This is a genomic window from Desulfolithobacter dissulfuricans (assembly GCF_025998535.1).
GTDB classification, from domain to species: domain Bacteria; phylum Desulfobacterota; class Desulfobulbia; order Desulfobulbales; family Desulfobulbaceae; genus Desulfolithobacter; species Desulfolithobacter dissulfuricans.
The window spans coordinates 3,219,205-3,239,178 of sequence record NZ_AP024233.1; the positions used below are offsets into that span (position 1 = coordinate 3,219,205).

The window sequence follows — 19,974 nt, forward strand, 5'->3', positions numbered from 1 at the left end:
GTTACTACCTAACCGGCGCGGACTGACCGGATCCTGGTAGTTTCCAGTTACCACGAACGATGAAAACTCCTTCGGCCCCAACGGATCCGGGGGAGGTTTTCAAGTAAAAGGAGTTCCAATGTTCAACGAGGATATCCCGCCGGCATATACCTTTGACGACGTCCTTCTCATACCCGCGGCTTCCGAGGTTCTGCCATCGGAGGTCTCGCTGGCCACCCGCCTCACCAACAAGATCAAGCTCAATGCCCCCCTGATCAGCGCGGCCATGGACACGGTCACCGAGCACCGTACCGCCATTGCCATGGCCCGGGAAGGCGGCATCGGCATCATCCATAAAAATATGAGTATCAGTGACCAGGCCCGGGAAGTCGAGCGGGTCAAGAAGTCGGAATACGGCATGATCATCGACCCGGTCACGGTCACCGAGGACCAGTCGGTGGCCGATGTCCAAAATATCATGCGCACCTACAAGATATCCGGTCTGCCGGTACTCAATAAGGAAAAGCTGGTCGGCATCGTCACCAACCGTGACCTTCGTTTTGTCTCGGACGACAACCTGAAGGTGCGCGATGTCATGACCTCCAAAAACCTGATCACCGCCCCGGTGGGCATCGACCTGGAGCACTCCAAGGCCCTGCTCCACGAACATCGCATTGAAAAACTGCTCGTTGTCGACGAAGAAGGCAACCTCAAGGGGCTGATCACCATCAAGGATATCGAGAAACTGAAAAAGTATCCCAATGCAGCCAAGGACGATATCGGCCGGCTGCTGGTCGGTGCCGCCATCGGCATCTCCGGCGACATGCAGGAACGGACTGCCGCCCTGGTGGCCGCCGGCGTGGACGTGGTGGTGCTCGACTCGGCCCACGGCCATTCGGCCGGGGTCATCAAAGCCCTGGAAATGGTCAAGAATCTCTTTCCCGACCTGCAGGTGATTGCCGGAAACGTGGCCACCGCCGAAGGCACCGCCGACCTGATCAGGGCCGGGGCCAATGCGGTGAAGGTCGGGGTCGGACCCGGCTCCATCTGCACCACCCGTATCGTTGCCGGTGTCGGTGTGCCCCAGCTCACCGCACTCAAGAACTGCACCGAAGAGGCCAAGAAACACGGTATCCCGATCATTGCCGACGGCGGCATCAAGTTTTCCGGCGATATCTGCAAGGCCATCGGTATCGGCGCCCACACGGTCATGGTCGGCTCGCTCTTTGCCGGCACCGACGAGACACCGGGCGAGACCTTCCTCTACCAGGGGCGCAAATACAAGGGCTACCGGGGCATGGGATCGCTGGGCGCCATGAAGGAAGGCTCTTCGGACCGGTATTTCCAGAAAAAGGAAAGCTCCAAGCTGGTGCCCGAGGGCATCGAGGGCAAAGTTCCCTACCGGGGTCCCATCTCCGAGATGATCTACCAGCTCCTGGGCGGACTGCGCTCCGGCATGGGCTACGTAGGCGCGGCAACCATTGAAGAGCTGCACAAACGGGCCCGCTTTGTCCGCATATCGCCGGCCGGGCTGCGGGAATCCCATGTCCATGATGTCATTATCACCCGGGAAGCGCCCAACTACAGAACAGAGAGCATCTAGTCCGCCACATGCCGGGACTGATGCCAACCGACCACCCTGATACCCACATTACGTGATTCCATGGCGACACATACTGAAAAGATACTGATCCTCGATTTCGGCTCCCAGACGACCCAGCTCATTGCCCGGCGCATCCGGGAGCAGAAGGTGTACAGCGAAATCCACCCCTACAATCTGCCCCTGGAAAAGATCAAGACGCTCAAGCCGTCAGGCATTGTTCTTTCCGGCGGACCGGCCTCGGTCTACGACGAGGACGCACCGATTTCCGACCCGGGCATCTTCGAGCTCGATATCCCGGTGCTCGGTATCTGCTACGGCGCCCAGCTGATGATGCAGCAGCTCGGCGGCCGGGTGGAGAAGGCGGAGAAACGCGAGTTCGGCAAGGCCGAGCTTTCCATCGAGTACACCGGCGGTATCTTTGCCGGCATGGAAACACCACCCATTCATTACCAGGTATGGATGAGCCACGGCGACCGGATCGAGGAGCTGGCCCCGGGGTTCGAGGCCACGGCCTCCAGCCCGCACTCGCCCTATGCCGCCCTCAGGCATCGGGAGAAGCCCCTTGTCGCGGTCCAGTTTCACCCTGAAGTCGCCCATACCCTGATCGGTACCGATGTCCTGCGAAACTTCATTTTCGGCATCTGCGGCTGCACCCCTTCCTGGACAATGCATTCCTTCATCGACACCACGGTGGAGGAAATCCGCCGCAAGGTGGGTGACGACCGGGTCATCTGTGCCCTGTCCGGCGGGGTGGACTCATCGGTCACTGCCGCCCTGGTCCACCGGGCCATCGGCGATCAGCTGACCTGCATCTACGTCAATAACGGGCTCATGCGGACCGGCGAGTCGGAAAGTGTGCTCCGGTTTTTCCGTCAGAAAACCAGCCTCAAGGTCATCGACGTGGACGCGACCGACTACTTCCTCGACCAGCTCAAGGGGGTGGCCGATCCGGAGGAAAAACGCAAGCGCATCGGCTACGGATTCATCAAGATCTTCGAGGAAGAGGCGAAAAAGCTTGGCGAGGTCAAATACCTGGCCCAGGGAACCCTGTATCCGGATGTCATCGAGTCGGTTGAATTCCGTGGCAAGGCTCCCATCAAGTCGCATCATAACGTGGGTGGCCTGCCCGAGCGCATGCAGCTGGACCTTATCGAACCGCTGCGGGAACTGTTCAAGGACGAGGTCCGGGAACTGGGCCTGGAGCTTGGCCTGCCCGAGGAGGCTATCTACCGCCAGCCCTTCCCCGGGCCGGGGCTGGGTATCAGGATCATGGGCGAGGTCACGGCCGAACGGCTCAACATCCTCCGCCAGGCCGATGTCATTGTCCTGGATGAGTTTAAGAAAGAAGGCTGGTACCGAAAGGTATGGCAGTCCTTTGCCGTGCTTCTCCCCATCCAGACCGTGGGCGTCATGGGCGATGGCCGCACCTATGAACATGTGATCGCCATCCGCTGCGTGGACAGCAAGGACGCCATGACCGCGGACTGGTCCCGGGTGGACTACGACCTGCTGGGCCGGATATCCAACCGGATCATCAACGAGGTCCGCGGCGTGAACCGGGTGGTCTACGATATCTCATCCAAGCCTCCTTCCACCATCGAGTGGGAATAAAAAACAAGAGACCGGGAGACAGGGACACTGAGACAGCGGGTATTTTCTTTTCACCCCTCGTCTTGAGTCCCGACTCCCCATAGAATATGCTCAAAACCGGAATATACGTCGACGCCGAGAATATCAAGATGAGTGGCGGGTACGGCATGCGCTACGACGTGCTTGTCGATCTCGCCAACTCGGGCCACTCCGTTATGCTGCGTGCCAACTGCTACCTGGCCGAAGACCGGGAACGGACCAAGCGTGACCAGGAGTATCGCCACAAGGTCTATGCCTATCACGATATTCTCCGCCAGTGCGGGTTCAAGATCATCAAGAAGTATGTCCGCCGCTACCAGGACGAGGACGGCAACGTCACCACCAAGGCCAATGCCGACATGGACCTGGCCATCGATGCCCTGCTCCAGGCCCGCAACCTGGACCGGGTGATTCTGCTCACCGGTGACGGCGATTTCATCCGTCTGGTCATCGCCCTGCAGAACATGGGCTGCCGGGTGGAGGTCATCGGCTTCCGCAACGTCAGCCATGAACTCAAGGAGGTGGCGGACGCCTACTTCTCCGGCTACCTGATACCGGGCCTGCTGCCCATCCACCAGAACGGCAGTGTCCAGAATGACGAGTGGCAGCGGGGCACGGTGACCAGCTTCCACCCGGATCGCGGTTTTGGTTTTTTCCGGTATTATCACATGGTCGATGGTGTCCTGATCCCGCAGACGGTCTTTTTTCATCTATCCCAGTCTTCCCTGGACGGGGATTACCACTTTCAGGACTCCTCCCAGATCTTCGAGTTCCGGGTCATCAACAATCCGGCCAACGACAACCGGTCCGAGGCCAGAGACATACGGCTGGTGCGCGAAAACTGAGCCTCCCGGCCGGCAAGCAGGAAAAATCGGTATGTGGAAGGTCACAGTGGATAACGACAGATGTCAGGGCTGCGGAACCTGTGTGGACGCCTGCCCCGGCGAAGTATACGAGATGGTGGATAACCTGGCCAGGCCGGTCCGGATGGACGACTGCCACGGCTGCCATACCTGCGAGGCGCTCTGTGAGCAGGATGCCTGCCATATCGAGGCCCGGTAGCGGGAGTTGCTCTTCTCTTCGTCCCCCTGCACCAGGCACCGGCAGAGCTGACACCGGCTGTGGTGCTCCCATAACCCTGGAACCTGTTTCCCATGCATATTGATCTCCTTTTTGATCTGGATGGCACCCTGTGCGATCCTCGAACCGGTATAGTCCGCAGTTTCAACCATGCTCTGCGCGCCCTTGGCCGGCCGGAACTGCCAGGCGAGGAACTGGAGCAGTTCATCGGCCCGCCCCTGGAACAGGCTTTCGAGACGCTCTTGCCCGGCAGCGACGAGACCGTGATAGCCCAGGCAGTGGCCGCGTTCCGCAAGCGGTATGTCGCCACCGGCTGGAGAGAGAATATGGTCTACGGCGGCGTTCACGAGGTCCTGCAGGGACTGCGGAGCAAGGGCTATACCATGGCGGTCTGCACGGCCAAGCGCACCGACATCGCCAGCATGATCCTGGAACATTTCCAGCTCAGCCCCTACTTTGCCGGGGTGTTTGGCGCCGACCTTGCCGCGACCAAGTCCCGCCTGGTTGCCCGCCTGCTTGAAAACAACCTCTGTAGCGATTATACCTGGATGATCGGCGATCGGTGTTACGACATCCTTGCGGCAACGGATAACGGCCTGCGGTCCGTCGGGGTGCTCTGGGGCTACGGTTCGGCGGAAGAACTGGAACAGTGCCTCCCCAGCCTCTTTGCCCGGCTGCCGCACGACCTGAAAAACATTCATTTTTCATGACATTTTGACCTAAAAGGACTATTTTTGTCTGCTTATCGGACCCTGTGGTCCGGCGGGATGAACTCCTCCCGGTTCCACTTCTGGTCCATGCCGGACACCACAACCCGTCCTGAGCGTAACGAGGCGCGTCATGATCTCTGTTATCATTCCGATATATAACGAAAAGGATTCAATAGATCCCCTGCAGCGCGATATAGAGCGGGTAATGAAAGGACTGGAGCAGGAGTATGAGATCCTGTTCGTCGATGATGGCAGCACCGACGGTTCCACCGAGCTCATCCGGGAAAAAGAGACCAGCAGCCCGGCAATCCGGGCCATCTTCTTTCGCAAGAATTTCGGTAAATCAGCGACCCTCAACGCCGGTTTCCAGGCCTCCAGGGGAGAGATCATCTTTACCATGGACGGCGATCTGCAGGATGACCCCGAGGAGATACCCAGGTTTCTGGCCAAGCTGGACGAAGGATATGACCTGGTGACCGGCTGGAAGGTGAAGCGCAAGGATCCGCTGGAGAAACGGCTGCCCTCCAAACTGTTCAACGCCATTACCTCCAGGATGAGCGGCCTCAACCTGCGGGACTACAACTGCGGCTTCAAGTGTTACCGCCGGGAAGTGATCAAGGAAATTCGCCTGTACGGTGAACTGCACCGCTTTATCCCTTCCTGGCCCACAAGAAGGGTTTCCGGGTGGCGGAGATCCCGGTGAAGCACCATGCCCGCCGGTTCGGCCGCTCCAAATTCGGCCTGGAGCGATATTTCCGCGGCTTTTTCGACCTGTTGACCGTGGTTTTCATAACCAACTACCTGACGCGGCCCATCCACTTTCTCGGCGGCATCAGCACGGTCTTTTTCGGAAGCGGGGTGGCGATATTCTGTTATCTCTTCTTTGGACGCTGGATTCACGGCCAGTCAATCGGTACCAGCCCGCTTTTCAGCATATCCATCTTTCTGCTGGGAACCGGTATACAGATCTTCACCATTGGGCTGGTGGCGGAACTCATTGTCCACAACCGTGAACGCGATAACATCCAGAACTATTCCATACGCAAATAATAACCTTGAAACTCATTAAATTTTTCACATCTTCCAGCATCGGCACCGGCGTCGACTTCACCATCTATACCGTGCTGTCCACCTTTCTCTTTCCGCCGGTCGCCAACCTGATCAGCGCCGGGGCCGGAATGGTGACCAACTATGTCATCCAGCGCCGCTTTGTCTTCGAGGCCTCCAGGTCCATACCGGTTTCCTTCATTCTCTCGGTGCTGTTTTCCCTGGGCGGGATCGGTCTGGGTACCCTGTTCATCTATATACTGATCCACATTCCGGTCATGCGCCAGCAACCGGTCATGGCCAAGATCATCAGTACGGCCATCATCTTTTTCTACAACTACGAAACAAAGAAAATCGCTTTTGGTGACACAAAGGAGCGGTCTGTTGCGTCCAATTACTGATTTCATCCTCCAGCGATTTCCCCTTTTCATCGGTCTCTATTTTCTCGCCCACCTGTTTCTGCGCCTCCTGAGCAACAACACCCTCACCATCGACGAATCGGAGCAGATGCTGGTATCCCAGTATTTCAGCCTGGGCTATAATGCCCAGCCGCCGCTCTACACCTGGATCCAGATCCTGTTCTTCAGGATCTTCGGTCAGTCGATCCTGGCCATTGCCCTGCTCAAGAACCTTTTTCTCTACCTGCTCTATCTCTTCACCTGGCTAAGCGCCAGAATGATCAGCCGGGACAGGCTGGTGGCCGCCCTGTCGGCGCTTTCCCTGATCCTGCTCTTTCAGATCGCCTGGGTGGCCCAGATCGACCAGATCCACTCGGCCGCGGTCACCACGACCGCAGCGGCGGCCCTCTATTTTTTCCTGCGCCTGATCAACCATGGCAGGGCAGTGGATTACCTGCTCTTCGGCATGGTCTCCGGCTGCGGACTGCTGTTCAAGTACAACTTCCTCCTCCTGCTCCTGGCCATGGGCCTCACCTGCCTGTTCCATGCCGAACTGCGGCCCAGAATCCTGACCCGGAAGGTCTTTCTGGCCCTCGGTCCAATCGTACTTATCACCCTGCCCCACACCCTCTGGTTCATCCAGCACACCGGCCTGGCCACCGGCGAGACCATCCAGCGGATGAACATGGACGATATCGGCCACCCGGTCCAGGACCGGCTCCGCGGCATGGCCGATCTGCTCAAGGTCAGCCTGGCCTTTGTCAGTCCCTTCTGGCTCATCTTCCTGCTCCTGTTTCGCAGGGGCCTGGGCCCCACCCGCTACCCGCAGAGCAAAATCCTCGGCTCTATCCTGATCTGGATCGTGGTCCTCCTTGTCCTCATCATCATGGCCAGCGGCATCTCAAACATCAAGGAGCGATGGCTGCAGCCCTATCTCTTCTTCTTTCCCCTCTGGTGCCTGCTCCATGTCCACGAGTCAGCCCTGCGCACCAGGGCGGCAAAACTTGCAGCCACTGCGGCACTCTTCATGTCCCTGGTTCTCCTGATCATCCCGCTGCGGCTGGTAACCATCGATCTCACAGGGAAACCGCACCGGGAAAATTATCCCTTCAGGCAGCTTGCCCAGCGGATTCAAAGCCGGGGAATCAAACCGCAGCTGATCGTTGCCGAGGACATGTTCATCGGCGGCAACCTGCGTCTCTTCTTTCCCCAGGCCAAAGTCCGTACGCCCGCCCTGCCCATGGGACCGCCTCCCAAAGCGGAAACGATCCTCCTGGCCTGGCACAACCACAAGCCGACGCTGGCCCCGGAAGCCCTGGACCCGGAGAGCTACCAGTGCGTGGAATACAAGGAGAGCATTCCTTTCAAATTCTCCCGCAAACTGCTCTACAGGCCGCACTACCTGGTCTGCAGAGACCTGAAATGAGAGCGTTCCCGGCCATGACACATCATCAGCCCATGTTCGCAGGCCCGCAATGAAGCCCCCGCCCGCTGTCAGATCGCCGAGTGCGAAAGAAGCCGTCGCCGTCGCCGCGTCTGGTCCTCTCGTCCTGGCCGGTGATATCGGCGCGACCAAGTCGGATCTCTGCCTGTGTCGGGAAACGGAATCGGGTCTAGTGACAGTCCGGGAACAGAAATATCGCAACCAGGAGTGGAACTGCCTGGAGGCCATTATCGATGATTTTCTCTCTCTGGAGCCGGAAAAGCCCCGGGCCGCCTGTTTCGGGGTAGCCGGACCCATCCGGGACAACCGGGTGCGGATGACCAACCTTGGCTGGACCCTGGACGCAGTCAGGCTCCAGGACCGGTTTACTATCAGGCAGGTGGCGCTGATCAACGACCTGGTGGCCATGGCCCTGGGTACCCTGGAGCTGCCGTCCCGGGATCTCAAGCCCATAAACCGTGGCCAGGCAGACCCTGCCGGTGCCATAGGCGTGCTCGCCCCGGGTACCGGCCTGGGCGAGGCCTTCATCCTCCGCCTGCCCGCCGGCCCCCTGTCGGACAGTCAAGCTGTCCCACCGTCGAACAGTCGAGCTGTCCCACCGTCGAACAGTCGAGCTGTCCCACTGCCGTGCGGATCCGAAGGGGGGCACGTGGACTTCGCCCCGCGCGACGAATTGCAGATCGAGCTGCTGCGATACCTCAGGCAGCGAAAAGCGCATGTCAGCGTCGAGGATGTCTGCTCCGGCCGGGCCATTCCGATGCTCTATGATTTTCTCGACAGCCACACCGGCGCCGGCGAACGGCTGCTTTCATTCCAGGATCCGGACCTAGACCCGACAGCGGCCATTGTCCAGGCCGCCCGCCGCAGCCTGGAGGGACGGGAGGGCGGCAGCGACCTGGCAGTCAGGGCCCTCGAACTCTTCTGGGACATCCTGGCCGCCGAGGCTGCCAACCTGACACTCAAGGTGCTCTGCTGGGGCGGGATCTATATCGGCGGCGGCATGCCGCCCCGGATTCTCCCCTTTCTCAAGCCGGACCGGTTCCTGGACCGTTTTGCCCGCGGGGTCTACCGTGACCTGCTGACCGCGGTCCCGATCCATGTTATCCTGAACCCGAAAACCGGCCTGCTCGGCGCCGCTTCCCGGGCCCGGGCCCTGCTCCGGGAAAAAAGCTCCTGAACCAGGTAACCAGACATTTTCTGCGATGGGCACCCATCAGGGCAGACCATCGCTTCCTTCCACGTTCCTCATCCCGCTATGCAGCGTCGTACGGTCTATAAAATCGCTCTTGCCGGCACGGCCCTGGCCCTGTCGGTCCTGTTCTATCTCCTGGAACTGGATCAGTACCTCACCCTGGACATGCTCAAAGCCAGGCAAGGGGAGCTCACCGTTCTGGTCGCCCGCCACCGGGGCATCATGATCATTGCCTACATGATCGTCTATATCGTGGCCACCGGACTGTCCCTGCCCGGGGCCGTGATCCTGACCCTGGCCGGCGGGGCCATGTTCGGCCTGGTCACCGGCACCATCGTGGTCTCCTTTGCCTCGACCATCGGCGCGACCCTGGCCTGTCTGGCGGCCCGGTACCTGCTGCGGGACTGGGTCCAGGAACGGTTCGGGGACAAGCTGCGGACAATAAACGAAGGCATGGCCCGGGAGGGTGCCCTCTATCTATTCTCCCTGCGCCTGGTCCCGGTCTTTCCCTTTTTCCTCATCAACCTGGCCATGGGCCTGACCTCTATCCGGCTCACCACCTTCTATCTCGTCTCCCAGCTCGGCATGCTGCCGGCGACCATCGTCTATGTCAATGCGGGTCGGCAGCTCGCCCAAATCCAGTCACCAGCGGATATCCTCTCCCCGGGTCTGCTGATCTCCTTTGCTCTCCTGGGCCTTTTGCCCATAACCACTCGCAAGCTGCTGGACCTGTACCGTCGACACCGGGTTCGGCCATGAGGTGCCTCCATGGCTAAGTTTGATTATGACATCGGTATCATCGGCGGCGGGGCCGCCGGATTGACTGTCACCGCCGGCGCGGCGCGGCTCGGCGCCCGCACCCTGCTTATCGAAAGGGAACCTCTGCTGGGTGGCGACTGCCTGCATTACGGCTGCGTTCCCAGCAAGACCCTGATCCGGACGGCCCATGTCTATCACACCGTCCGGCAGACAGAGCTCCACGGCCTGCCCGGCGCAGAGATCGGCCCGGTGGATTTTTCCCGGGTGGCGGCCCGCATCCGGGACGTGATAGCCACCATCGGGATCCATGACAGCGTGGAACGGTTCCGCGGCCTCGGGCCACGGTGCTCTCAGGCCAGGCCGAATTTCTCGATGAGCACAGCGTGCGGGTCAGCGACCGGAGGATTTCGGCCAAAACGTGGGTGATCGCCACCGGCTCGTCATCGGCCCCGCCAAGGCTGGAGGCCCTGGAAAACATCGACTGTCTCACCAACCGGGATATCTTTTCCCTGGAGCGGCTGCCTGCCACCTTCATCGTGCTCGGCGGAGGGCCCATTGCAGTGGAGATGGCCCAGGCCTTCAACCGCCTCGGCAGCCGGGTCCTGCTGGTACAGCGCTCAGGCCAGATCCTCTCCCGGGAAGATGCGGACATGGCGGACACGGTCATGGCGGCCATGGCAGACGAAGGGGTGAAATTTTTCCTCAACACCACGGTCACCGATGCCCGGCAGGAGGGTGACGAGAAAATCATCACCGTGGTCTCCGGAGATGGCAGAACCATGGAACTGCGGGGGGACGCCGTGCTGCTGGCCCAGGGACGAACCGGCAATCTGACCGGCCTTGGCCTTGAATCCCTCGGCATGGAACGTACGGGCGGTTTTCTGGCCGTGGATAACCGGATGCGCACCAGCCTTCACCACATCTATGCCCCGGGCGATATCAATGGCCGCTTTCAGTTTACCCATGCCGCCGGCTACGAGGGTGGGATCGTGGTGGCCAATGCCATCTTTCACCTGCCGCGGAAGGCCGATTACACCTGGATGCCATGGTGTACATACACGGATCCCGAGCTGGCCTCCATCGGCATGAACGAAAAAAGCGCTGCCAAGGCCGGGATCGAGGTGCGCGTCTGGCGCGAAGATTTCCAGGCCAATGACCGGGCTGTTACCGAGGCACGCACCCGGGCAGTCTCAAGCTGGTTCTGGACAGCAGAGAAAGGATCCTCGGGGTGCAGATAGCCGGGCCCAGGGCCGGAGACCTGATCGGTGAGTGGGCGGCCATGGTCGGCGGTCGTATCAAACTCTCCACCCTGGCCTCCACAGTCCATCCCTATCCCACCCTGGCCGAGATCAGCAAACAGGTGGCCGGCTCGGTGCTTGGCCCGAAACTCTTTTCCAACCGGGTACGAAAGGGGCTGCGGTTTCTTTTCCGATTCCGCGGTCCGGCCGTTTCCCCTGTCCCGGAAAAAGACTGACAGGAACCGGCCCCAGGAGCCAAGATTACATTTATGCAATGGTCTTGACGGCCTTATCGCTAAGTATAATTGTATGAGCTGCGTGGAACGAATACCTGAAGATCTGCCATCTGCGGATAGTGGTGCACCGTCATCCATGGATCAGGTCAACCCATAAACCGATAGCCAATGGAGCACATCATGAGAATACGACAGCAGCGCCCGAGAATGCGCGTCATCGCCGCTCTCTTCCTCTGTTTTTCCCTTCTGCTCTCCGGCCCCGTGCTGGCAGAGAATAACAACAGCGATATCGAAATGCTTGCCCGCTCGGCCAAGGCCTTTGCCGCGGTGGTGAAAAAGGCCGCCCCGGCGGTGGTGCATGTCCGGGTGGAAAAAACGGTCCAGGGCCAGCAGGGCGGTCCCCAGGGACCCAACCCGTTTGATTTCTTCAACGATCCCTTCTTCGAGCGGTTCTTCGGTCCCCAGTTCCGTCATCCCCAGCCCCGGCAGCGCAAATTCAAGCAGCAGGCCGCAGGCTCGGGATTCATCATCTCCAGCGACGGCTATATCCTGACCAATAATCACGTGGTCCAGGACGCCGACAATATCACCGTCCGCATGGCGGACAAACAGGAGTTCAAGGCCAGGATCATAGGTACGGATCCACAGTCGGACGTGGCCCTGATCAAGATCGACGGCGAAAACCTGCCGGTCCTGCCCCTGGGTGATTCTGACAGGCTGGAGGTGGGTGAATGGGTTATCGCCATCGGCAGCCCCTTCGAGCTCAGCCAGACCGTTACCGTGGGTGTGGTCAGCGCCAAGGGCCGCTCCGGCATAGGCCTCAACGATTACGAAAACTTCATCCAGACCGATGCCGCTATCAACCCCGGCAATTCCGGTGGCCCACTGCTCAACATCTACGGTGAGGCCGTCGGTATCAACACCGCCATATTCTCCCGCTCCGGCGGCTACATGGGCATTGGTTTCGCCATTCCAATCAACATGGCCAAGGCCATTGAAAAGCAGCTGCAGAAGAGTGGCAAGGTCATCCGCGGCTGGCTGGGCGTGGTTATCCAGGATGTCAATGAAGACCTGGCAAAATCCTTTGACCTGAAAACTGCCAGCGGTGTCCTGATCTCCGAGGTGACCGAGAAGTCTCCGGCGGCCAAAGCCGGCCTGCAGCAGGGAGACGTGATCATTGCCCTGGACGGAAAGAAAATCAAGGACGTGGCTGAGCTGCGCAACCGCATCGCCCTCACCGCTCCCGGCAGCGAGGTGACCCTGACCATTGTCCGGGATGGCCGGGAAAAGAGCCTCCAGGTGACCATTGGTGAACAGCCCTCTGACTTCGGCAGTATCGCCTCCAGGGGTCCGGCCGGGGACACCGTGCTCAAGGACATGGGCCTGACCCTGCAGAACCTGAACGATATGCTGGCCGAACAGTTCGGCTACGAGAAGGGCCAGGGTATCCTGATCGCCGACGTGGCGCCGGACAGTCCGGCAGACCGGGCCGGCCTCCAGCCGGGCCAGCTCATCGAAGAGGTGAACAAGGTCCGGGTTCACAACATCAGGGAGCTGAAAAAGGCCCTGAAACGGTCCCGCTCCTCCAAACAGATTCTCCTGCGGATCCGCGCTGGTGAATACAGCCAGTATGTGGTCCTGCGGGCGGAATAATTCCTCCTGCCAGCAAAAGCGGCGCCGGTTACCGGCGCCGCTTTTTTTTTCAACCAGTGACGGGCCTGCCTGCCACCAGATGGGCACCGTTAAGGAAACGGTATGGAAATACACACTATTGACGAACTGAAACAGGCCCTGCGCGACTTCTCGGCCCGCCGGGACTGGGACCAGTTTCACACCCCCAAGAACCTGGCCATGGCCCTGATCGTCGAAGCGGCCGAACTGGTGGAACAGTTCCAGTGGCTCTCGCCGGAAGAAAGCATGGATCCTGACCCGCAGCGCCGGGAGGCGGTAGCCCTGGAAATGGCCGATGTGCTGATCTACCTGGTACGGCTGGCCGACCGGCTGGACATCGACCTGCTGGAGGCGGCCGGGCGAAAGATGGTCCTCAACGCCAGAAAATATCCGGCCAGGCTGGTTCGCGGCCGGGCCGACATGGCCGCCAGACCGGAGACCGATCCATGATGACCCCGCGGGAGGCTGCGGGTTGTTTTGTCTCTCCCGACCAGGTCGACATCCTGGAACCCCTGGGCAGCGGCAACATCAATGATACCTGGCTGCTGCAACTGACGGGCGGAGAGAAGCGGATCCTGCAGCGGCTCAACCCGGTGGTATTTACGGAGCCGGAAGGTGTTATCAGGAACATGCGGCTGGTCACCACCCATCTCCGTGAGCGGTTCCACGGCCTGGCTGCGGTCTGTACCATGGTCCCTACCCCTGAAGGGAAGTACGGGGTGGTCGATACCGACGGCTCCTGCTGGCGTCTGCTCACCTATATAGGCCACACCAGGTGTCTGAACAGCCTGCACAACAAAGACCAGGCCCGGGAGATCGGCCGGATGCTTGGTCTCTTCCACCGGGGTCTTGCCGATCTGGATCCCCATCTGTTGACCGATCCCCTGCCCGGCTTCCACGACACGCCGGCCATTCTTGCCCGATACCATGCCCGCCTGGCCCGCTCGGAGCTGAAAAACCGTCCAGAGAAGGATTGCCAGCGCTTCATAGAGGCCAGGAGCGAACTCGCCACTGTCCTGGACTCCGCCGACCGGCAGGGCAAGCTCAGCCGCCAGGTGGTCCACGGTGATCCCAAGGTGGCCAACTTTCTCTTTGCCGAAGACTCGGACACCGTGGTCAGCCTCATCGACCTGGACACGGTCCGTCCGGGCCTGCTGCTCCATGACCTGGGCGACTGTCTCCGGTCCGCCTGCAACAGGGCGGGCGAGGAGGTGAACGACCCGGAAATGGCCCTCTTTGACCGGCAGATATTTCGCGGTGTACTGGAGGGATATTTCGCCCGGGCCGGCTCCCTGCTGCAACCGGGCGACCGCGAGCACCTTGTGGCCAGTGCCCGGGTGCTGGCCTTTGAACTGGGTATCCGTTTTTTTACAGATCATCTGGCGGGAAACCGCTATTTCAAGGTACAATACGAGCAACAGAACCTGCTGCGGGCCAGGATCCAGTTCGCCCTGGTCCGGTCCATGGAAGAGCAGGAACAGGACCTGCGGGAGTGCGTGGCCTCCCTGTCGGCGTCCTGCATCCCCCAGTCCTCCGCACTCGGGAGCCTCCCATGATTATCGGCATCCTCAAAGAGATCAAGACCGACGAGTACCGGGTATCCATGACGCCTGCCGGGGTGGAAATCCTCCACCAGGCCGGGCACGAAATCCTGGTGGAAAAAAACGGCGGCATTGGCTCCGCCTTCACCAACGAGGAATACGTTGCCCACGGGGCGCAGATCGTTGACACCCCGGAGGAGATCTATCGCCGGGCCGATATGATCATGCATGTCAAGGAGCCGCAGCCCTCGGAATACCCGCTGCTGCGCCGGGGCCAGATCCTCTTTACCTACCTGCACCTGGCGGCCAGCGAGGACCTGACCCGGGCCCTGATGGACAGCGGCGCGGTCTGCATCGCCTATGAAACCATTCAAAAGGACGATGGCTCCCTGCCCCTGCTCACTCCCATGAGCGAAGTGGCCGGGCGCATGTCGGTCCAGGAGGGGGCCAAGTACCTGGAAATGGCCCATGGCGGACTCGGGGTCCTGCTCGGGGGGGTCCCCGGGGTGGACCCGGGTAACGTGCTGATCATCGGCGGCGGAGTGGTGGGTGTGAACGCGGCCCGGGTAGCCTGCGGCCTGGGCGCCAAGGTGACCATCCTGGACACCAATATTGACCGGCTCAGATATCTCTCCGACATCATGCCCAGAAACTGTTTTCCGCTCATGTCAAGCCCGGCGGCGGTCCGCGACCTGATCCAGCGGTCCGACGTGGTCATAGGTGCGGTCCTGATCCCCGGGGCCAAGACCCCGAAACTGGTGACCAGGGACATGCTGGCCACCATGAAGCCCGGGGCGGTGATGGTGGATGTGGCCATTGACCAGGGCGGCTGTTTCGAAACATCCCACCCCACCACCCACCGCAACCCGGTCTTCAAGGTGGACGGCATCATCCATTACTGTGTTTCCAACATGCCCGGCGCGGTACCCAAGACCTCTACCCAGGCCCTGACCAACGCCACCCTGCCCTATGCTGTGCAGCTAGCCGACAAGGGCTGGCAGCAGGCCATGCGGGAGAGCCCTGAAATTGCCCGGGGCGCCAACGTGGTGCTGGGCCGGATCACCTACAAAAATGTGGCCGAGACCTTTGGGCTCGAATACGTTCCCCTGGAAGAGCTTCTCTGACCCCGGGTACCGGGCGGAGCGGACTTCAATGGAAAAACAGTCTGTTCGCCCCATACTCCTGTTGCATTATCCGTGCACTCGGGCTATAAGGTTACATTGCCTTTCGTCTCCCGCCTGGAAGCCGATTCCCGCTGCTTGTACTCCGGTTCATCTGTATCCGAATCCAGCCTTTCCCTTCGAGTCAGCCTGTACGTACAACTGCCAGCCCGATTCTTTGCAGGCCCGGGCCGAACAGGCATCATTGTTCAATCCCATATCAAAAAAAAATCCATACAAACGGAGCAGTAGATGAACATCAGCGAAGGAAAACAGGTATCCATCGAATACACAGTAACCCTGGACACCAACGAAACCATTGACACCAACGTCGGCCAGGAGCCGCTGACCTACACCCAGGGTGCGGGCGAAATCATTCCGGGCCTGGAAAAAGCCGTGGAAGGAATGGCGGCCGGCGAGAGCATGACCACCACCATTGGTCCTGAAGATGCCTATGGCCCGACCAATCCGGAGGCACTGGTGGAGGTTCCCCGGGACCATCTGCCGCCCGAGGCGTGGGAAGTTGGTGCCCAGCTCCGGGCCGAAGGCCCGGACGGACAGACCGTGGAAGGGGTGGTGGCCGAGCTCAGGGACGAGACCGCCATCGTCGACTTCAATCATCCCCTGGCCGGCAAGACTCTCCATTTCGAGGTCAAGATTATCGACGTCCGGTAATACGACCGCCAGGGCCTGTTCCCTGTCCCGGAGCCGGGGCAGGGAACAAAATTCTTCGCGGCAGGGAATCAGGTGGCGCTGCGCAGAGATTTACGGACAAAGAGCAGCAGCCGGCCAAGGCTCAGCTCGCCGGCAAAGCCACGCCACCGGTTTCTGAGAACCTCGGAAAACGGTACCGGCCGCGCCGCCAGGGCCGTGCCGAAGGCCATCTGCCTGGCCGCCAGCCGGAAATCTTCCATGGTTTTAACCGTATAACCTCCCAGGGAGGCCAGCAGGGACGGTATGGAACAGGCCGGCAGTTCATGCCGCTGCCAGCCGCCGGGCAGTTCCATGAAGAATTGCATCCCCCGGCGATGCACCCGGTTGCCCATGACCACTGTCTGCTCCAGGTCACCCGCCGGGATAGCTGGCCGGGAAAAATCGATAATAACGGCGTTTTCCGGAATCCGTCGGTGGAGTCGACAGGCCATGAAATCCCGGCCCCTGGGCAGGAGATTGACAACAAAATCCACCTCCTGCAAACGACGATCGGCCTCCTGTTCATCCACCAGCCTCACATCGTCCCTGCGGGTATAGCGGACATCGACCATCACGGTCCGATAGCCGTCCGCACCAAGATTGCTCTCCAGCAGCTCTCCCAGTTCTCCTCCGCCAAGGATAGCCACCGAAACCTGCCAGGGTCGGCGCTGGCCCCTGGCCGCCATGTGATTGACCGCCTCCTGAATGCTGAAAATATTACCCATGGTGGAACTGTAAATGGGCGGTTCAATGGGAATGTTATGCCGTTTTTCAAAGATAGGCCCTAACTGTCCGGCCAGTCCGATAGCCCGGGCACCTGTAAGTTTCTTGATCCACAACATCCGCCGGAGTATGGCCTCGGCCTTGTGCCGGTTTTTCCTGAGCATAAGCTGCATGGGCGGATCAGGAATAACGAAATAGATCCCCACCGGCAGCCAACCGTCCATGATAAGGCCGGCCGGGGTGGGCCGAGCGGAAAAAAACCGCCTCAACCAGGAAATGTTGGGGCAAAGTTCATTACACTCGGTATCGTCGGTGGGGTAGACGAGGAACAGGGTTTTGATCATTCCAGTCAGGCCAAGGGCCCAGATCAGCAGCCAGAGCGGCCAGCGCAGGAGCAGGCCGTAGACCAGAAAAACAAACTGGCGCAGGTATCTTTTCATGGTGTCCTCCTTTATCTTTGTTCTCGCTTGGCCGCCTCACCCCTCCAGTGGCTTGAACAAGGCAGCAAACAGTCTCGATTCTTTTTTTATCGGTCGCTGGTAAGATATTGATTATCTGTTTGTTCAAAATTAATTACACAAGAATTACTTTTTGGTTATTTTGCGGCCTGGTTTCCGGAAAAACAGGCCGTAAAAACAAAAAAAGGCCGCGTCATCCTGCGATAACGCGGCCTCTGCCGAACCTGGATCTGTACTAAATTTTTAACCTATAACTTATCCATCAAGCTCCCGACCAATAGCGCCGGCTATCTCCTCGAGGGTATAGGGCTTTTTCAGGTAACTGCGGACTCCCAGCTCCAGGGCTTCCCGCACCCGGTCGGTCTCGGAATAGCCGGAGACGATGATCACCTTCTGGTCCGGGTGCAGCTGGCGGATTTTCCGGTAGGTATCCAGGCCATCCATTCCCGGCTCCATGATCATATCCAGCAGGACAAGATCCACCTCCATTCCCCCCTGCAGGGCCGCCACCGCCTCTTCGCCGCTGGCGACCGTCTCCACCCGGTAGCCCAGGGTGGTCAGAATGCTGTTGCCAAGGGAGCGTTGTTCCGGCGCATCGTCGACCAGAAGAATCCGCTCGCCGCTGCCATGTTCGATCCGCCGGGCTCCACCGGCCTCACGGGCCTGTTCCCTTTCCCCGGCTTCTGCGGCCGGCAGGAACACGGCGATGGCCGTGCCCCGGCCCCGAACACTCTCCACATCCAGGTAGCCGCCATGATCCTTGACCGTCCCCCAGACCACGGTCATGCCCAGCCCGGTGCCGCTGCGTCCCATGATCTTGCTGGTGTAGAACGGCTCAAAAATCTTTTCCAGGTTTTCTCTGGAGATACCCACCCCGGTATCTGTGACCGTCAGGACCACGTAGTTTCCGGGAATAATGGTGTCATACCCCTGCCGCGATGAATCGAGCCACCGATTTTCGGTGGTCACCACCACGGTGCCCTCCTGCTCGATGGCCTCAAAGGCGTTCACCAGGAGATTCATCACCGCCTTTTCCAGGTGCAGCGGCGAACCGATGACAGTCTGCAAATCTCCGGCGAGCCTGGTTTCCACCCGTACTTTGGGATATTCCTGCTTAAGGGCGATGAACTCCGGGCTCTGGAGATAGCTCCTGACGATTTCATTGAGCTGCACCTGCTCCTTGACCGAGATCCCCCGGCGGGCCAGGGTCAGGAGATCCTGGACAATGGCCGCGGCCCGCTCACCGGCCCGCTTGATATTCTGCAGCGGCACCCGCATCTCGCTCTCCGGCGGCAGTTCGAGAAGCAGCAGGTCCGGATAGCTGACAATACCGGAAAGAACATTGTTGAGATCATGGGCCACCCCGCCGGCCAACCGCCCCAGCAGTTCCATCTGCTTGGCCCGCAGCAGTTCGGCCTCCAGCCGCATCCGCTCCTCCTCGGCCCATTTCCGTTCCTCTATCTCGATCCGCAGGTGAGCATTGGCCCGCTCCAGCTCATCGGTCCTCAGGGCAACCCGGATCTCCAGCTGGTCGCGGATCTCTTCCAGCTCAGCCTCCTTCCTGCGCAACTGGTCAACGGTGTCGGAAAGAACGCGTTGTTTTTCCAGCATGGCGTCCCACGCCCCGGAGCGGCTATGCTCCACCAGAAAGGCCAGGACACTGACCAGCAGGAAAGAAGGGATGAAGCGGATGGCGAAGTCCCGGGTGTACACATTCACCAGATCGCTCAGGAGATCAAAGGTGAGGAAACCGCAGCAATAACAGAAAAGTAGACTGGTAGCCAGTATGCCCTGGCGCAGTCCCAGAAGATAGAGGGAAAAGAGGGGGAAGGTGTAGAGCCACATGAAGGCGGTGGTATGAACCCCGCCGATAAAAAAAAGATAACTGAAAAATATGCCGACAATGGTGACCCCGACACGGGAGACCAAAGGTTCGTTCCCGGTCTGGCGCAGGTAGAGAAAGAGGCCGGTATAGACAACGGCCATGACAAAATCCGCCAGGCCAAGGGCCACCGCATCCTGCACCAGGGCCACCGCTCCCAGGACCAGCAAAAGGATGATGCCGAGAATCAGGAAGGTATTAAGCAGAAAAATCCTTCTTCTGCTCTCACTTTCATGGTGCTCGCGCAGTCCACTGTAAATTAAAAAACGCATCGGAATCCCGAAAGTATTCTGCCCGGACAGGGAAACTCCCGCACCGGACCAGCCGATGACGGAGTCGATGCCTGCCCGGCAGGATCTCTTTCTCTCCCCTATACCTATATGATACCTGAAACCGGGAGGAGAATGGAAATAAAAGCTCCCTTTACGGACCCGGCCCGAAGGGTGGAGGCAGATTAAGCCTGCTTTTCTTCTTGTGGCAAGCTAAATTTTCAGCTAACACAGGGGACAGCGCCATATACTGCGCCCTACC

General features: G+C 59.8%; 19 protein-coding genes and 1 pseudogene. 18 read left to right on the plus strand and 2 right to left on the minus strand.

Annotated features, from left to right (window positions below; translation table 11 throughout):
- Positions 1-118: 118 nt before the first annotated feature.
- From guaB to GF1_RS14465, 18 genes and pseudogenes are all read left to right on the plus strand, one after another.
- Positions 119-1,582, plus strand: coding sequence for an IMP dehydrogenase (guaB, locus tag GF1_RS14380; protein ID WP_267927243.1), 1,464 nt, complete (start codon positions 119-121; stop codon positions 1,580-1,582).
- A gap of 60 nt (positions 1,583-1,642) precedes the next feature.
- Positions 1,643-3,193, plus strand: coding sequence for a glutamine-hydrolyzing GMP synthase (gene guaA / locus GF1_RS14385; protein ID WP_267927244.1), 1,551 nt, complete (start codon positions 1,643-1,645; stop codon positions 3,191-3,193).
- An 86-nt stretch (positions 3,194-3,279) separates the two neighbouring features.
- Positions 3,280-4,056 carry a LabA-like NYN domain-containing protein gene (locus tag GF1_RS14390; RefSeq protein WP_267927245.1) on the plus strand — a complete coding sequence of 259 codons (777 nt, stop codon included), beginning with the start codon at positions 3,280-3,282 and terminating at the stop codon, positions 4,054-4,056.
- A 31-nt stretch (positions 4,057-4,087) separates the two neighbouring features.
- Positions 4,088-4,273 carry an ATP-binding protein gene (locus GF1_RS14395; protein ID WP_267927246.1) on the plus strand — a complete coding sequence of 62 codons (186 nt, stop codon included), beginning with the start codon at positions 4,088-4,090 and terminating at the stop codon, positions 4,271-4,273.
- A gap of 92 nt (positions 4,274-4,365) precedes the next feature.
- Complete coding sequence (locus GF1_RS14400; protein WP_267927247.1) at positions 4,366-5,001, plus strand: HAD hydrolase-like protein; 636 nt, start codon at positions 4,366-4,368, stop codon at positions 4,999-5,001.
- Between the two features lie 130 nt (positions 5,002-5,131).
- Positions 5,132-5,704 carry a glycosyltransferase family 2 protein gene (locus GF1_RS14405; RefSeq protein WP_267927248.1) on the plus strand — a complete coding sequence of 191 codons (573 nt, stop codon included), beginning with the start codon at positions 5,132-5,134 and terminating at the stop codon, positions 5,702-5,704.
- Positions 5,701-6,051 (plus strand): hypothetical protein, encoded by a 351-nt coding sequence (locus tag GF1_RS14410; protein WP_267927249.1) that lies wholly within the window; start codon positions 5,701-5,703, stop codon positions 6,049-6,051. The genes GF1_RS14405 and GF1_RS14410 overlap by 4 nt, the downstream gene beginning before the upstream one ends.
- Before the next feature lie 5 nt (positions 6,052-6,056).
- The gene (locus tag GF1_RS14415; protein ID WP_267927250.1) at positions 6,057-6,449 is read left to right on the plus strand and encodes a GtrA family protein; all 393 of its coding nucleotides are present in this window, start codon (positions 6,057-6,059) and stop codon (positions 6,447-6,449) included.
- The gene (locus GF1_RS14420) at positions 6,433-7,872 is read left to right on the plus strand and encodes a glycosyltransferase family 39 protein (RefSeq protein ID WP_267927251.1); all 1,440 of its coding nucleotides are present in this window, start codon (positions 6,433-6,435) and stop codon (positions 7,870-7,872) included. Before GF1_RS14415 ends, GF1_RS14420 begins: the two co-directional genes overlap by 17 nt.
- 49 nt (positions 7,873-7,921) lie before the next feature.
- Positions 7,922-9,067, plus strand: a complete 1,146-nt coding sequence (locus tag GF1_RS14425; RefSeq protein WP_267927252.1) for a glucokinase — start codon at positions 7,922-7,924, stop codon at positions 9,065-9,067.
- Between the two features lie 78 nt (positions 9,068-9,145).
- A complete protein-coding gene (locus GF1_RS14430) occupies positions 9,146-9,841 on the plus strand; it encodes a TVP38/TMEM64 family protein (protein WP_267927253.1) in 696 nt (231 codons plus the stop codon).
- Between the two features lie 9 nt (positions 9,842-9,850).
- The gene (locus GF1_RS14435) at positions 9,851-10,267 is read left to right on the plus strand and encodes an FAD-dependent oxidoreductase (protein ID WP_267927254.1); all 417 of its coding nucleotides are present in this window, start codon (positions 9,851-9,853) and stop codon (positions 10,265-10,267) included.
- A pseudogene (locus GF1_RS14440) lies at positions 10,225-11,315 on the plus strand (dihydrolipoyl dehydrogenase family protein). The gene GF1_RS14435 and the pseudogene GF1_RS14440 overlap by 43 nt, the downstream one beginning before the upstream one ends.
- A 180-nt stretch (positions 11,316-11,495) precedes the next feature.
- Positions 11,496-12,968 (plus strand): DegQ family serine endoprotease, encoded by a 1,473-nt coding sequence (locus GF1_RS14445; RefSeq protein ID WP_267927255.1) that lies wholly within the window; start codon positions 11,496-11,498, stop codon positions 12,966-12,968.
- Positions 12,969-13,070: 102 nt separating this feature from the next.
- On the plus strand, positions 13,071-13,436 hold the full coding sequence (locus GF1_RS14450; protein ID WP_267927256.1) for a nucleotide pyrophosphohydrolase: 366 nt from the start codon (positions 13,071-13,073) through the stop codon (positions 13,434-13,436).
- On the plus strand, positions 13,433-14,542 hold the full coding sequence (locus GF1_RS14455; RefSeq protein WP_267927257.1) for a phosphotransferase enzyme family protein: 1,110 nt from the start codon (positions 13,433-13,435) through the stop codon (positions 14,540-14,542). Before GF1_RS14450 ends, GF1_RS14455 begins: the two co-directional genes overlap by 4 nt.
- The gene (gene ald / locus GF1_RS14460; protein WP_267927258.1) at positions 14,539-15,651 is read left to right on the plus strand and encodes an alanine dehydrogenase; all 1,113 of its coding nucleotides are present in this window, start codon (positions 14,539-14,541) and stop codon (positions 15,649-15,651) included. Before GF1_RS14455 ends, ald begins: the two co-directional genes overlap by 4 nt.
- A 288-nt stretch (positions 15,652-15,939) precedes the next feature.
- Positions 15,940-16,362 carry an FKBP-type peptidyl-prolyl cis-trans isomerase gene (locus GF1_RS14465; RefSeq protein WP_267927259.1) on the plus strand — a complete coding sequence of 141 codons (423 nt, stop codon included), beginning with the start codon at positions 15,940-15,942 and terminating at the stop codon, positions 16,360-16,362.
- 68 nt (positions 16,363-16,430) lie between these two features.
- Here the strand turns inward: GF1_RS14465 and GF1_RS14470 are convergent, their stop codons facing one another.
- Together GF1_RS14470 and GF1_RS14475 are read right to left on the minus strand one after the other, a co-directional pair.
- Positions 16,431-17,543: a hypothetical protein gene (locus GF1_RS14470; RefSeq protein WP_267927260.1), complete on the minus strand. Its 1,113-nt coding sequence runs from the start codon at positions 17,541-17,543 to the stop codon at positions 16,431-16,433.
- Positions 17,544-17,816: 273 nt separating this feature from the next.
- Entirely contained in the window at positions 17,817-19,715 is a 1,899-nt protein-coding gene (locus GF1_RS14475) for a response regulator (protein ID WP_267927261.1), read from the minus strand.
- Between the last annotated feature and the right edge of the window lie 259 nt (positions 19,716-19,974).

What these genes read in the sequence shown, in the direction of transcription:
- guaB (WP_267927243.1), top strand. Translation starts at nt 119, where the DNA reads ATGTTCAACGAGGATATCCCGCCGGCATATACCTTTGACGACGTCCTT.
- ald (WP_267927258.1), top strand. Translation starts at nt 14,539, where the DNA reads ATGATTATCGGCATCCTCAAAGAGATCAAGACCGACGAGTACCGGGTA.
- GF1_RS14445 (WP_267927255.1), top strand. Translation starts at nt 11,496, where the DNA reads ATGAGAATACGACAGCAGCGCCCGAGAATGCGCGTCATCGCCGCTCTC.
- GF1_RS14390 (WP_267927245.1), top strand. Translation starts at nt 3,280, where the DNA reads ATGCTCAAAACCGGAATATACGTCGACGCCGAGAATATCAAGATGAGT.
- GF1_RS14450 (WP_267927256.1), top strand. Translation starts at nt 13,071, where the DNA reads ATGGAAATACACACTATTGACGAACTGAAACAGGCCCTGCGCGACTTC.
- GF1_RS14400 (WP_267927247.1), top strand. Translation starts at nt 4,366, where the DNA reads ATGCATATTGATCTCCTTTTTGATCTGGATGGCACCCTGTGCGATCCT.
- GF1_RS14475 (WP_267927261.1), bottom strand. Translation starts at nt 19,715, where the DNA reads ATGCGTTTTTTAATTTACAGTGGACTGCGCGAGCACCATGAAAGTGAG.
- GF1_RS14430 (WP_267927253.1), top strand. Translation starts at nt 9,146, where the DNA reads ATGCAGCGTCGTACGGTCTATAAAATCGCTCTTGCCGGCACGGCCCTG.
- GF1_RS14465 (WP_267927259.1), top strand. Translation starts at nt 15,940, where the DNA reads ATGAACATCAGCGAAGGAAAACAGGTATCCATCGAATACACAGTAACC.
- guaA (WP_267927244.1), top strand. Translation starts at nt 1,643, where the DNA reads ATGGCGACACATACTGAAAAGATACTGATCCTCGATTTCGGCTCCCAG.
- GF1_RS14425 (WP_267927252.1), top strand. Translation starts at nt 7,922, where the DNA reads ATGAAGCCCCCGCCCGCTGTCAGATCGCCGAGTGCGAAAGAAGCCGTC.
- GF1_RS14405 (WP_267927248.1), top strand. Translation starts at nt 5,132, where the DNA reads ATGATCTCTGTTATCATTCCGATATATAACGAAAAGGATTCAATAGAT.
- GF1_RS14455 (WP_267927257.1), top strand. Translation starts at nt 13,433, where the DNA reads ATGATGACCCCGCGGGAGGCTGCGGGTTGTTTTGTCTCTCCCGACCAG.
- GF1_RS14470 (WP_267927260.1), bottom strand. Translation starts at nt 17,543, where the DNA reads ATGAAAAGATACCTGCGCCAGTTTGTTTTTCTGGTCTACGGCCTGCTC.
- GF1_RS14435 (WP_267927254.1), top strand. Translation starts at nt 9,851, where the DNA reads ATGGCTAAGTTTGATTATGACATCGGTATCATCGGCGGCGGGGCCGCC.
- GF1_RS14395 (WP_267927246.1), top strand. Translation starts at nt 4,088, where the DNA reads ATGTGGAAGGTCACAGTGGATAACGACAGATGTCAGGGCTGCGGAACC.